At 59.7% G+C, this 13065-nt stretch carries 11 protein-coding genes; all 11 read left to right on the top strand.

Annotated features, from left to right (window positions below; genetic code table 11):
- Nucleotides 1-4: 4 nt before the first annotated feature.
- The 11 genes from AC193Q_RS20245 to AC193Q_RS20195 all read left to right on the top strand — a co-directional run bounded on the left by AC193Q_RS20245 (nt 5) and on the right by AC193Q_RS20195 (nt 12970).
- Nucleotides 5-541: a F0F1 ATP synthase subunit delta gene (locus AC193Q_RS20245; RefSeq protein WP_007911956.1), complete on the top strand. Its 537-nt coding sequence runs from the start codon at nt 5-7 to the stop codon at nt 539-541.
- Nucleotides 542-562: 21 nt separating this feature from the next.
- Complete coding sequence (gene atpA / locus AC193Q_RS20240; RefSeq protein ID WP_041073579.1) at nt 563-2107, top strand: F0F1 ATP synthase subunit alpha; 1545 nt, start codon at nt 563-565, stop codon at nt 2105-2107.
- A gap of 50 nt (nt 2108-2157) precedes the next feature.
- Nucleotides 2158-3018: a F0F1 ATP synthase subunit gamma gene (gene atpG, locus AC193Q_RS20235; protein ID WP_007954161.1), complete on the top strand. Its 861-nt coding sequence runs from the start codon at nt 2158-2160 to the stop codon at nt 3016-3018.
- A 27-nt stretch (nt 3019-3045) separates the two neighbouring features.
- Nucleotides 3046-4422: a F0F1 ATP synthase subunit beta gene (atpD, locus tag AC193Q_RS20230; RefSeq protein ID WP_007954162.1), complete on the top strand. Its 1377-nt coding sequence runs from the start codon at nt 3046-3048 to the stop codon at nt 4420-4422.
- A gap of 45 nt (nt 4423-4467) precedes the next feature.
- Nucleotides 4468-4893, top strand: a complete 426-nt coding sequence (locus AC193Q_RS20225) for a F0F1 ATP synthase subunit epsilon (RefSeq protein WP_007954164.1) — start codon at nt 4468-4470, stop codon at nt 4891-4893.
- Nucleotides 4894-5010: 117 nt separating this feature from the next.
- Nucleotides 5011-6378, top strand: a complete 1368-nt coding sequence (gene glmU, locus AC193Q_RS20220) for a bifunctional UDP-N-acetylglucosamine diphosphorylase/glucosamine-1-phosphate N-acetyltransferase GlmU (RefSeq protein ID WP_121182877.1) — start codon at nt 5011-5013, stop codon at nt 6376-6378.
- A gap of 158 nt (nt 6379-6536) precedes the next feature.
- Nucleotides 6537-7313 (top strand): DeoR/GlpR family DNA-binding transcription regulator, encoded by a 777-nt coding sequence (locus AC193Q_RS20215; RefSeq protein WP_047297387.1) that lies wholly within the window; start codon nt 6537-6539, stop codon nt 7311-7313.
- Nucleotides 7314-7315: 2 nt separating this feature from the next.
- The gene (gene glmS / locus AC193Q_RS20210; RefSeq protein WP_121182875.1) at nt 7316-9148 is read left to right on the top strand and encodes a glutamine--fructose-6-phosphate transaminase (isomerizing); all 1833 of its coding nucleotides are present in this window, start codon (nt 7316-7318) and stop codon (nt 9146-9148) included.
- Nucleotides 9149-9223: 75 nt separating this feature from the next.
- Nucleotides 9224-10150, top strand: coding sequence for a LysR family transcriptional regulator (locus tag AC193Q_RS20205; RefSeq protein WP_047297376.1), 927 nt, complete (start codon nt 9224-9226; stop codon nt 10148-10150).
- A gap of 102 nt (nt 10151-10252) precedes the next feature.
- Complete coding sequence (locus AC193Q_RS20200; protein WP_121182873.1) at nt 10253-10879, top strand: glutathione S-transferase; 627 nt, start codon at nt 10253-10255, stop codon at nt 10877-10879.
- A 60-nt stretch (nt 10880-10939) separates the two neighbouring features.
- Entirely contained in the window at nt 10940-12970 is a 2031-nt protein-coding gene (locus AC193Q_RS20195; protein WP_121182871.1) for a pyridoxamine 5'-phosphate oxidase family protein, read from the top strand.
- Nucleotides 12971-13065: the final 95 nt, after the last annotated feature.

Here is a 13065-nt window from a genome sequence, read left to right as displayed (position 1 = left end):
GATCATGGCAGAACTGACCACGTTGGCCCGACCTTACGCTAAGGCGGCCTTCGAGCACGCTCAGGCCCACCAGCAACTGGCCAATTGGTCAGCCATGCTCGGCCTAGCAGCAGCGGTGTCGCAAGACGACACCATGCAGCGCGTGCTCAAGGCCCCGCGACTGACGAGCGCAGAAAAGGCCGCCACGTTCATTGACGTGTGCGGCGACAAGTTCGATGCCAAGGCACAGAATTTCATCAATGTCGTTGCCGAAAACGACCGTCTCCCGCTTCTGCCGGAGATCGCCGCTCTTTTCGACCTGTACAAGGCCGAACAAGAGAAATCGGTAGACGTTGAAGTGACCAGTGCTTTTGCATTGAACCAAGAACAGCAAGACAAACTCGCCAAGGTTCTTAGTGCACGACTCAACCGGGAAGTGCGCCTGCAAGTTGCGGAGGATGCTGCCCTTATAGGTGGTGTCGTTATCCGCGCCGGCGACCTGGTTATCGATGGCTCGATTCGCGGCAAAATCGCGAAACTTGCCGAAGCATTGAAATCTTGAGTTTGAAGGGGCAGCAGAGCAATGCAGCAACTCAATCCTTCCGAAATAAGTGAAATTATCAAGGGCCGCATCGAAAAGCTCGATGTGACCTCCCAAGCCCGTAACGAAGGCACTGTCGTCAGCGTATCTGACGGCATCGTGCGGATTCACGGTCTGGCCGACGTCATGTACGGCGAGATGATCGAGTTTCCGGGCGGCGTCTACGGTATGGCTCTCAACCTGGAGCAAGACTCCGTAGGTGCCGTTGTACTGGGCGCATACACCAGTCTGGCTGAAGGCATGAGCGCCAAGTGCACCGGCCGCATCCTCGAAGTTCCGGTAGGTAAGGAACTGCTGGGTCGCGTAGTCGACGCACTGGGTAACCCTGTTGACGGTAAAGGTCCACTGGGCAACACCGAGACCGACGCGGTCGAGAAAGTTGCACCGGGCGTGATCTGGCGTAAGTCGGTAGACCAGCCTGTACAGACTGGCTACAAGGCTGTCGATGCCATGATCCCTGTCGGCCGTGGCCAGCGTGAGCTGATCATCGGTGACCGTCAGATCGGTAAAACCGCTCTGGCGATCGACGCGATCATCAACCAGAAAGACAGCGGCATTTTCTGCGTCTACGTGGCAATCGGTCAGAAGCAATCGACCATCGCCAACGTGGTTCGCAAGCTGGAAGAAAACGGTGCACTGGCTAACACCATCATCGTTGCAGCGAGCGCTTCGGAATCTGCAGCACTGCAATTCCTGGCTCCGTACTCCGGTTGCACCATGGGTGAATTCTTCCGCGACCGCGGTGAAGACGCGCTGATCGTTTATGACGATCTGTCCAAGCAAGCAGTGGCTTACCGCCAGATTTCCCTGCTGCTGCGCCGTCCACCAGGCCGTGAAGCTTACCCAGGCGACGTGTTCTATCTCCACTCCCGTCTGCTGGAGCGCGCATCCCGCGTTTCGGAAGAGTACGTAGAGAAGTTCACCAACGGCGCAGTGACCGGCAAAACCGGTTCCCTGACCGCACTGCCGATCATCGAAACCCAGGCTGGCGACGTTTCCGCGTTCGTTCCGACCAACGTGATTTCCATCACCGACGGTCAGATCTTCCTGGAATCGGCCATGTTCAACTCGGGCATCCGTCCTGCAGTGAACGCCGGTGTTTCGGTATCCCGTGTGGGTGGTGCCGCTCAGACCAAGATCATCAAGAAGCTGTCCGGTGGTATCCGTACCGCTCTGGCTCAGTACCGTGAACTGGCAGCATTCGCCCAGTTCGCTTCTGACCTGGACGAAGCGACCCGCAAGCAACTTGAGCATGGTCAGCGCGTTACCGAGCTGATGAAGCAGAAGCAATACGCACCGATGTCGATCGCTGACATGGCGCTGTCGCTGTATGCCGCTGAGCGTGGGTTCCTGACTGACATTGAAATCGCCAAGATCGGCAGCTTCGAACAAGCGCTGATTGCTTTCTTCAACCGCGATCACGCCGATTTGATGGCCAAGATCAACGTTAAAGGTGACTTCAATGACGAAATCGACGCTGGCCTCAAAGCCGGTATCGAGAAGTTCAAGGCCACCCAAACCTGGTAAGCCGCAGCGGGAGCCGCAAGGCTCCCGCTTGCTAACCTGATAGGTGTTACATGGCAGGCGCAAAAGAGATTCGCAGTAAGATTGCGAGCATCAAAAGCACGCAAAAAATTACCAGCGCCATGGAAAAAGTGGCGGTCAGCAAAATGCGCAAGGCACAAATGCGCATGGCTGCTAGCCGTCCTTATGCGGAACGTATCCGCCAGGTAATTGGGCATCTGGCCAACGCCAACCCGGAATACCGCCACCCGTTCATGATCGACCGTGAAGTAAAGCGCGTCGGTTATGTCGTAGTGAGCAGTGACCGTGGTCTGTGCGGCGGCTTGAACACCAACCTGTTCAAGGCCCTGGTCAAGGACATGGCGGTAAACCGCGAAAACGGCGTCGAGATTGATCTGTGTGTTGTTGGTAGCAAGGGTGCGGCCTTTTTCCGCAACTTCGGCGGTAACGTCGTTGCAGCTATCAGCCACCTGGGTGAAGAGCCGTCGATCAATGATCTGATCGGCAGCGTCAAGGTGATGCTGGATGCCTACCTGGACGGCCGTATTGACCGCCTGTCCGTGGTATCCAACAAGTTCATCAACACCATGACGCAACAGCCTACCGTGGAGCAGTTGATTCCACTGGTGGCGACCCCGGATCAAGAACTCAAGCACCACTGGGACTACCTCTACGAACCAGACGCCAAAGAGCTGCTAGACGGCTTGATGGTGCGCTACGTGGAGTCGCAGGTGTACCAGGCGGTGGTCGAGAACAACGCGGCCGAACAAGCTGCGCGGATGATCGCGATGAAGAACGCTACCGACAACGCCGGTGATTTGATCAGCGATTTGCAGCTGATCTACAACAAGGCGCGTCAGGCTGCGATCACCCAAGAGATCTCGGAAATCGTCGGCGGCGCTGCCGCGGTTTAACGGTTCAAATATTCAGAGGATCCAGCTATGAGTAGCGGACGTATCGTTCAAATCATCGGCGCCGTTATCGACGTGGAATTCCCACGCGACAGCGTACCGAGCATCTACGACGCCTTGAAGGTTCAAGGCGCCGAAACCACTCTGGAAGTTCAGCAGCAGCTGGGCGACGGCGTGGTACGTACCATTGCGATGGGCTCGACCGAAGGCTTGAAGCGCGGTCTGGACGTCAACAACACTGGCGCAGCCATCTCCGTACCGGTCGGTAAAGCGACTCTGGGCCGGATCATGGACGTACTGGGCAACCCGATCGACGAAGCTGGCCCGATCGGCGAAGAAGAGCGCTGGGGTATCCACCGCGCCGCTCCTTCCTTCGCTGAACAAGCGGGCGGCAACGAGCTGCTGGAAACCGGCATCAAGGTTATCGACCTGGTTTGCCCGTTCGCCAAGGGCGGTAAAGTCGGTCTGTTCGGTGGTGCCGGTGTAGGCAAAACCGTAAACATGATGGAACTGATCCGTAACATCGCCATCGAGCACAGCGGTTATTCCGTGTTCGCCGGTGTGGGTGAGCGTACTCGTGAGGGTAACGACTTCTACCACGAGATGAAGGACTCCAACGTTCTGGACAAAGTGGCCCTGGTTTACGGTCAGATGAACGAGCCGCCGGGAAACCGTCTGCGCGTAGCACTGACCGGCCTGACCATGGCCGAGAAGTTCCGTGACGAAGGTAACGACGTTCTGCTGTTCGTCGACAACATCTATCGTTACACCCTGGCCGGTACTGAAGTATCCGCACTGCTGGGCCGTATGCCTTCGGCAGTAGGTTACCAGCCGACTCTGGCTGAAGAGATGGGCGTGCTGCAAGAGCGCATCACTTCGACCAAGCAAGGTTCGATTACTTCGATCCAGGCGGTATACGTACCTGCGGACGACTTGACTGACCCGTCGCCAGCGACCACCTTCGCCCACTTGGACGCCACCGTCGTTCTGTCCCGTGACATCGCTTCCCTGGGTATCTACCCAGCGGTAGACCCACTGGACTCGACTTCGCGTCAGCTGGATCCGAACGTGATCGGCAACGACCACTACGAAACCGCTCGCGGTGTTCAGTACGTGCTGCAGCGCTACAAAGAGCTGAAGGACATCATTGCGATCCTGGGTATGGACGAGCTGTCGGAAGCCGACAAGCAGTTGGTAAACCGTGCTCGTAAGATCCAGCGCTTCTTGTCGCAGCCGTTCTTCGTGGCTGAAGTCTTCACCGGTGCTTCGGGTAAATACGTTTCCCTGAAAGACACCATTGCTGGCTTCAAAGGCATCCTCAACGGTGACTACGACCACCTGCCAGAACAAGCGTTCTACATGGTTGGCGGCATCGAAGAAGCGATCGAGAAAGCCAAGAAACTGTAATCCCGGCGCCCGGCAACGGGCGCTAATTTAGGTTGAGGCAATCAGATGGCTATGACAGTCCATTGCGATATCGTCAGCGCGGAAGGGGAAATCTTTTCCGGCCTGGTCGAGATGGTGATTGCGCACGGTGCACTGGGTGATCTTGGTATCGCTCTGGGTCACGCGCCGCTGATCACTAATCTGAAGCCAGGTCCGATCCGCCTGATCAAGCAAGGCGGGGAAGCCGAGGTGTTCTACATCTCCGGTGGTTTCCTCGAGGTTCAGCCGAACATGGTCAAGGTGCTTGCCGATACCGTGCAACGTGCCGCCGACCTGGATGAAGCTCAGGCTCAAGCAGCCCTCAAGGCTGCCGAAGCTGCTCTGCATGAGAAGAGCGCAGATTTCGATTACGGAGCTGCGTCCGCACGTCTGGCCGAGGCTGCAGCTCAGCTGCGCACCGTCCAACAGATCCGCAAGAAGTTTGGCGGTTAATCCGTCAGCCACTTGTTGTGCGATTGATAAAAAAGGGTAGCCTCGGCTACCCTTTTTTCTTTTCCGATTTTTACAACCCGGTCGCAGTTGCTGACCGCCCAGGATTGGTAGCCAGTCATGTCTCTCGAAATCGTTATTCTCGCGGCCGGTCAAGGCACCCGTATGCGTTCGGCGTTGCCCAAAGTGCTGCACCCGGTTGCCGGCAACTCCATGCTTGGGCATGTTATCCACAGTGCACGGCAGCTCGATCCACAGCGTATTCATGTGGTGATCGGTCACGGTGCCGACGTGGTGCGCGAGCGTCTGGCGGCTGATGATCTTAATTTCGTCCTGCAGGACAAACAATTGGGCACTGGACATGCCACCGCTCAAGCGGTCCCGTTCATCAGTGCTGAAACCGTACTGATTCTTTACGGTGACGTGCCGTTGATCGAAGTCGAAACCCTGCAGCGTCTGCTCAAGCACGTCGTACCGGGGCAGATGGGCCTGCTGACCGTTGAGCTGGAAGACCCGACCGGTTACGGCCGCATCGTGCGCGGGGCTGACGGCAAGGTCGCTGCCATCGTCGAACACAAAGATGCCAGCGAAGCCCAGCGCGCGATCACTGAAGGCAACACCGGCATCCTCGCTGTCCCGGCCAATCGCCTGGCCGACTGGATGAGCCGCCTGTCAAACAACAACGCGCAAGGCGAGTACTACCTGACCGACGTGATCGAAATGGCGGTCAACGATGGTCTGGTGGTGGCCACCGAGCAGCCGCACGACCCGATGGAAGTGCAAGGCGCCAATGATCGCAAGCAACTGTCGGAACTGGAGCGGCATTACCAGTTGCGCGCCGGCCGCCGCCTGATGGCGCAAGGCGTGACCCTGCGAGATCCTGCGCGTTTCGATGTGCGGGGCGAAGTCACCGTCGGTCGCGATGTGCTGATCGACGTCAACGTGATTCTCGAAGGCAAGGTTGTCATCGAGGACGACGTGGTAATCGGCCCGAATTGCGTGATCAAGGACAGCACCCTGCGCAAAGGCGTGGTGATCAAAGCCAACAGCCACATCGAAGGTGCGGTGCTGGGTGAAGGCAGCGATGCCGGTCCGTTCGCCCGTCTGCGTCCAGGCACGGTTCTGGAAGCGCGCGCGCATGTGGGTAACTTCGTTGAACTGAAAAACGCGCGCATGGGCGAGGGCGCCAAGGCCGGGCACCTGACCTACCTGGGCGACGCGGAAATCGGTGCACGCACCAACATTGGCGCCGGCACCATCACCTGTAACTACGATGGCGCCAACAAATGGAAAACCGTGTTGGGCGAGGATGTATTCATCGGCTCCAACAACTCATTGGTCGCGCCTGTGGATATCTCGTCCGGGGCAACCACCGCGGCTGGCTCGACCATTACCCAGAATGTGGATAACGCGCAGTTGGCGGTGGGTCGGGCGCGGCAGAAGAATATCGATGGCTGGAAGCGGCCGGAGAAGATCAAGAAGAGCTGAGTTATCCACAGCTGCTTTTAGATCAAAAGATCGCAGCCTTCGGCAACTCCTATAGAGGATGCCGGGGGCTGCGATTTTTTTATGGCCTGAGCTTGACGATTGAAGGGCAATAGGTTTTTATTGCTTCCGTTATCTTTCGAATCGAAACTTTAGCCGCCATGTCGAAACGCAACACGCCCCAACGCCGCCACAACATTCTCGCCTTGCTCAATGAGCAGGGCGAAGTCAGTGTGGATGAACTGGCCAAGCGCTTCGAAACTTCGGAAGTTACGATCCGCAAGGATCTGGCAGCACTTGAGAGCCATGGTCTGTTGCTGCGTCGTTACGGCGGGGCGATCACCATGCCGCAGGAGTTGGTCGCTGAACCCGGCCAGAGCGTTTCGAAATACAAACAGGCGATTGCCCGCGCTGCCGTCAAACGCATTCGCGAGCACGCCCGCATCATCATCGACAGCGGCAGTACCACCGCCGCCATGATTCCCGAGCTGGGCCAGCAGCCGGGTCTGGTCGTCATGACCAATTCCCTGCATGTCGCCAACGCTTTGAGCGAACTCGAGCACGAGCCGGTGCTGCTAATGACCGGCGGTACCTGGGATCCGCATTCGGAGTCCTTCCAGGGCCAGGTGGCCGAGCAGGTACTACGCTCTTACGACTTCGACCAGTTGTTTATCGGCGCCGATGGCATCGATCTGGTGCGCGGTACCACCACATTCAACGAGTTGCTCGGTTTGAGCCGGGTGATGGCGGAAGTGGCGCGGGAAGTGATCGTGATGGTCGAGGCCGACAAGATCGGCCGCAAGATCCCCAACCTGGAGCTGCCGTGGAGCAGCGTCCATACCCTCATTACCGATGATCGCCTGCCACAAGAGGCCCGCGATCAGATTCAGGCCCGCGGTATCACCGTGATTTGCGCGGCTGTCAGTCAGGAGAAATAAGCATGTGTGGAATTGTCGGCGCAGTTGCTGAACGTAATATCACCGCCATCCTGCTCGAAGGCCTCAAGCGCCTTGAATACCGCGGCTATGACAGCGCCGGTGTAGCGGTTTTCACCAACGACGCAAAGCTCGAGCGCATGCGTCGTCCGGGCAAGGTCAGCGAACTGGAAACCGCGCTGGCCGAACAGCCGCTGGCCGGCCGTCTCGGTATCGCCCACACCCGTTGGGCCACCCACGGTGCCCCTTGCGAACGTAACGCGCACCCGCATTTCTCCGGTGACATCGCCGTGGTGCACAACGGCATCATCGAAAACCACGAAGCCCTGCGTGAGCAACTGAAAGCGCTGGGTTACGTGTTCACTTCGGACACCGATACCGAAGTCATCGCGCACCTGCTGAGCCACAAACTCAAGGATCAGCCTGACCTGACCGTTGCGTTGAAAGCCACCGTCAAAGAGCTGCACGGCGCCTACGGCCTGGCCGTGATCAACGCACAGCAGCCGGATCGTCTGGTTGCCGCACGCAGTGGCAGCCCGTTGGTGATCGGTCTGGGCCTGGGTGAGAACTTCCTCGCGTCCGACCAATTGGCCCTGCGCCAGGTCACTGACCGCTTCATGTACCTGGAAGAAGGCGATATCGCCGAAATTCGCCGCGATAACGTGCAGATCTGGGACGTCAACGGCAACGCCGTCGAGCGCCAGACCGTGCAGTACAGCGATGGCGCCGAAGCCGCCGACAAGGGCGAATTCCGTCATTACATGCTCAAGGAAATCCACGAGCAACCGTCCGTAGTTCAGCGCACCCTCGAAGGTCGCCTGAGCAACAATCAGGTGCTGGTGCAGGCCTTCGGTCCACAGGCTGCCGAATTGTTCGCCAAAGTGCGCAATGTGCAGATCGTCGCCTGCGGTACCAGTTACCACGCCGGCATGGTCGCGCGTTACTGGCTCGAAGAACTGGCGGGTATCCCGTGCCAGGTCGAAGTCGCCAGCGAATTCCGCTACCGCAAGGTGGTGGTGCAGCCGGATACCCTGTTCGTCACCATTTCGCAGTCCGGCGAAACTGCCGACACCCTGGCCGCGCTGCGCAACGCCAAAGAGCTGGGCTTCCTGGCCAGCCTGGCAATCTGCAATGTGGGCATCAGTTCGCTGGTGCGTGAGTCCGACCTGACTTTGCTGACCCAGGCCGGTCGCGAAATCGGTGTGGCTTCGACCAAGGCGTTCACCACGCAACTGGTCGGCCTGTTGCTGCTGACCCTTTCGCTGGGTCAGGTACGCGGCACGCTGGGTAAAGACGTCGAGGCCACGCTGGTGGAAGAAATGCGTCGCCTGCCGACCCGTCTGGGCGAAGCGCTGGCCATGGACAGCACGGTGGAAAAAATCGCCGAACTGTTTGCCGAGAAGAACCACACCCTGTTCCTCGGCCGTGGCGCGCAATTCCCGGTGGCAATGGAAGGCGCCCTGAAGCTCAAGGAAATCTCTTACATCCACGCCGAAGCCTACCCGGCCGGTGAGCTGAAGCACGGCCCGTTGGCGCTTGTGGATAACGACATGCCGGTGGTCACCGTGGCGCCGAACAACGAACTGCTGGAGAAGCTCAAGTCCAACCTGCAGGAAGTCCGTGCCCGTGGTGGTGAACTGATCGTATTCGCTGACGAGAAAGCCGGGATGACCAATGGCGAAGGCACCCACGTGGTGCAGATGCCGCACATCCACGACATCCTTTCGCCTATCTTGTACACCGTCCCGCTGCAACTGCTGTCGTACTACGTCGCCGTGCTCAAGGGCACCGACGTCGATCAGCCGCGCAACCTGGCGAAGTCGGTGACGGTGGAATAAGTTATCCACAGCTGACATTGACCCGCAAAAATCGCAGCCTCGGCTGCGATTTTTGTATCCGACTCGAGGGCATCCATGGACCGCTTCCAGGAAATGCAGATCTTCGCCACGGTGGCTCAGGCGCAGGGCTTCTCGGCAGCGGCGCGACGCCTTGGCTTGTCCGCCGCCAGTGTCACCCGCGCGGTTGCGGCGCTGGAGCAGCGCATCGGTACGCAGTTGCTGATTCGTACCACACGCAGTGTGCATCTGAGCGAAGCGGGGCAGCGTTATCTGGAAGACTGTCGGAGAATTCTCGCCGAAGTGCAGGAAGCCGAGGATTCGGCGGCCGGCAGTCATGCCCAGCCCCGTGGGCAATTGACGGTGACCGCGCCAGTATTGTTCGGTGAGCTGTTTGTCACACCGCTGATGGCGGCTTATCTGACGCAATACCCGGACGTTTCGATCAATGCGCTGTTGGTTGATCGGGTGGTGAGCATGGTCGAGGAGGGCATCGATGTCGCGGTGCGCATCGGTGAGTTGCCGGACAGCAATCAGCACGCAATCCGGGTTGGCGAAGTACGGCGGGTGATCTGTGCGTCGCCGGCCTATCTGGCCCGGTACGGCCGCCCCGAGCATCCACAGGCACTGGCCGGCGCGCCGGTAGTGGCGACCTCGGCCATCGGCCAGTTGCGCAGCTGGCCGTTTGTGGATCAGGGCGAAGCGATCAGCGTGCGGCCTGAACCGAGGCTGGTGGTCACCGCCAACCAGGCGGCGATTACTGCGGCTTGCCTGGGCTTGGGGCTGACCCGGGTGTTGTCTTATCAGGTCGCCGGCAAGGTGGCCTGCGGTGAACTGGAAATTGTCCTCGCCGATTTCGAACTGCCGCCGCTGCCGATCCATGTGGTGTATCAGGGCGGACGCAAGGCACCGGCGCGGGTGCGCAGTTTTGTCGACCATGCAGTGAAAGCCTTGCGAGAGCATCCGGCGCTGCAGAACGCAGCGTTATTTCATCCAGTGAAATAATCGATTGCGATTGGTGGTGATTCTGGTGCTTTGAGGATGGGGGGAAGATGGCCTCCATCGGCGCTGCCATCCCGAACGGCGCCACCTCCAGCGGAGTCGACCATGCAAGCGATCAAACTCTACAACTTCCCGCGTTCCGGCCACGCCCATCGGGTGGAGCTGATGTTGTCCCTGCTGCAACTGCCGACCGAACTGATCCTGGTCGATCTGGCCAAGGGTGAGCACAAGCAGGCGCCGTATCTGGCGATCAACAGTTTCGGCCAGGTGCCGGCGATTGACGATGACGGCGTGGTGCTGGCCGACTCCAACGCGATTCTCGTGTACCTGGCGCTCAAGTATGGCAATGGTCGCTGGCTGCCGACCGATCCGCTGGGTGCTGCAAGGGTCCAGCGCTGGTTGTCGGTCGCTGCCGGACCGATTGCTTTCGGACCTGCTGCTGCCCGCTTGGTGACGGTGTTTGGCGCACAGTTGAATGCTGAAGAAGCGATTACCCGTGCGCACAACCTGCTCAAAGTGATGGACGTGGAACTGGGCAAGACCCCCTATCTTGCCGGCAGCGAGCCGACCATCGCCGACGTGTCCGCCTACAGTTATATCGCCCATGCGCCGGAAGGCAACGTGTCGCTGGACGACTACGCCAACGTGCGTGCCTGGCTGGCGCGGGTTGAAGCCTTGCCCGGTTTTGTCGGCATGCCGCGCACGGTCGCTGGTCTGCAAAAGACTGCCTGAGGTTCAGCCCTGATCTGATCAAGTTATCCACAATGCGCCGGCGGCGCGGGGAGAGGCGTGATGGAACGTTCACCGTGGCACGCTGGCGAGCAACAACTGCAGGCCCATGTCGGCGTCGCCGAGCGCATGGAGGCCTTTGGCCGAAAAGTGATTCGCGACTGGATGCCGGATCAACACCGCGCCTTTTATGAGCAATTGCCGTTCATGCTGTACGGCGCGGTCGATGCTGACGGGCGTCCATGGGCCAGTGTGCTCGAAGGCGCGCCAGGGTTTGCCCATTCGCCTGATCCCGCGCACCTGCATTTCGCCAGCCAACCCGCTGCTGATGATCCAGCGCAATTGCGCAATGGCGAACCGATCGGATTGCTCGGCATTGAATTGCATACCCGTCGCCGCAATCGCCTCAACGGTCATGTCGCCAATCTCACCGAGCAGGGTTTCGAGGTGAGCGTGGATCAGGCTTTCGGCAACTGTCCGCAATACATCCAGCTACGCCAGTTCCAGCGCGTACCGCTGAGCGATCCGCAGACGCGGCCAGCGCAGCACGGCAACGGTCTTGATGACGCGGCCCGGGCGATGATCGAAGGCGCCGACACCTTCTTTGTCGCCAGTTACGTCGATGCCGACGGACAACGTGCGGTGGATGTTTCCCATCGTGGCGGGCAGGCCGGATTTGTCCGGGTTGAAGGTAATCGTCTGACCATCCCGGATTTCGCCGGCAACCTGCACTTCAACACGCTCGGCAACCTGCTGCTCAATCCCAAGGCCGGCCTGCTGTTCATCGACTTTTCCACAGGCGATGTGCTGCAACTGAGCGGGCGGACCGAAATCATCCTTGAAGGGCCGCAGATTGAAGCGTTCCAGGGCGCCGAGCGTCTGTGGACATTCGAGGTCGAGAAACTCGTGCGGCGTCCGGCGGCACTGGCCCTGCGCTGGCGCTTCGACGGTATGTCGCCCACCAGCCTGTTGACCGGCACCTGGGCCCAGGCGGACGCGCGTCTGCAGGCCAAGGCACTGGGTGACCGCTGGCGGCCGCTGCGGGTAACCCGCATCGAAAGGGAGAGCCAGCACATCCGTTCGATCTATCTGCAACCGGACGACGGTGCAGGGATGCCAGTGTTTCAGGCCGGCCAGCATCTGCCGCTGCGCTTCACTCTGAACGGGGAAACGCATATCCGCACCTACAGCCTGTCGAGCGCGCCATCGGATGATTTCCTGCGCATCAGTGTGAAACGCGAGGGCTTGATCTCTGGCCATTTGCACCAGCAGATCCGGGTCGGCGATGTTCTTGAGGCACGGGCGCCACAGGGGCACTTCACGGTGGCGCCGCTGGAACAACGGCCGCTGGTGCTGCTGGCGGCGGGGGTTGGCATTACACCGTTGCTGTCGATGCTGCGCGAGGTGGTGTATCAAGGTCTGCGCACTCGGCGGATTCGGCCGACGTGGTTGCTGCAAAGTTCGCGCAGCCTGGCCGATCAGCCATTTCGCCAGGAACTTGATCGCTTGCTGGAAAGTGCTGGCGACGCGGTACGGGTGATTCGCCTGCTCAGTCAGCCGGAAGCCGATGCGCACGAGGGCGAGGATTTCGACCGCCATGGGCGCATTGATGGGGCACTGCTGCGTGATCTGCTGGAGGTCGAGGATTACGACCAGATCGATTTTGCTGTGTGTGGCCCCGGCGCTTTCACCCAAGGTGTCTACGACGGTCTGCGCGAGCTGGACATTCGCGACGCACGGATTCACGCCGAAACCTTCGGCCCGTCAACGCTCAAGCGCCTGCCGGACCCGGATGCGGTGGTCATCGAGCAGCCACCGGCCGCGATCACGTCAGTGCCGGTGATGTTCGAGCGTTCTGCCAAGGAGGCGCGCTGGCAGCCGGACGGCGGCAGTCTGCTGGAGCTCGCAGAAAGCCGTGGCCTGCGCCCCGAGTTCAGTTGCCGTGGAGGTTCGTGCGGCACCTGCAAGACACGTTTGGTCAGTGGCGCGGTGAATTATCCACAGCCCCCGGCGGACATGCCGGAAGCGGGGCAGGTGCTGATTTGCTGCGCGGTGCCGGCGCAGAGCGAGCAGTTGCTGGTGCTGGATCTGTAACGCAATTCCCCTGTAGGAGCTGCCGCAGGCTGCGATCTTTTGATCCTGGGTTTTTAAAATCAAAAAGATCGCAGCCTGCGGCAACTCCTACAGAG

The organism is Pseudomonas sp. F2 (assembly GCF_057174385.1).
The sequence above is the reverse complement of the archived record's forward strand: the minus strand, read 5'-3'. Positions and strand labels throughout refer to the sequence as shown.